We start from the raw sequence: 423 nt of genomic DNA, 5'->3' as shown, positions 1-423 counted from the left end.
CATCTGATCCAATTAAAGGTAAAGTTGATAAACCTAAATCAACAATCACTTACGTTTATAAAGAAGTGAAAGGTAATGTTTACGTTCACTATGTAGACACTGAAGGTAAGACAATCAAAGCATCTGTAACAGATGAAAAAGATCAACCAGTAGGTAAAGACTACGATACAGTAATTGATAACCGTCCAAAAGAAATCGAATTCGAAGGTAAGACATACGAATTGGTACCAGCAGGTAACTACAAAGTAGGTCAAGTCGACGAACAAGGTCACTGGACAGGTGATGACGCTACAACAGGTAAAGTTATCGAAGGCGATAAGAATGTAACTTACGTTTACCAACTTAAAGAACAACCAGTACAACCTAAGGGTAATGTATATGTTCACTACGTAGACACTGAAGGTAAGACAATCAAAGCATCTG

At 37.1% G+C, this 423-nt stretch carries 1 protein-coding gene; it reads left to right on the top strand.

All coding sequences use genetic code 11. The features are described from left to right. Window positions 1-423, top strand: a 423-nt coding sequence (locus HMPREF2867_RS08465) for a MucBP domain-containing protein (protein ID WP_176744111.1), incomplete at both ends; no start/stop codon positions are given.

It is taken from the genome of Streptococcus sp. HMSC064H09 (genome assembly GCF_001812625.1).
GTDB lineage: Bacteria > Bacillota > Bacilli > Lactobacillales > Streptococcaceae > Streptococcus.
The sequence above is the reverse complement of the archived record's forward strand: the minus strand, read 5'-3'. Positions and strand labels throughout refer to the sequence as shown.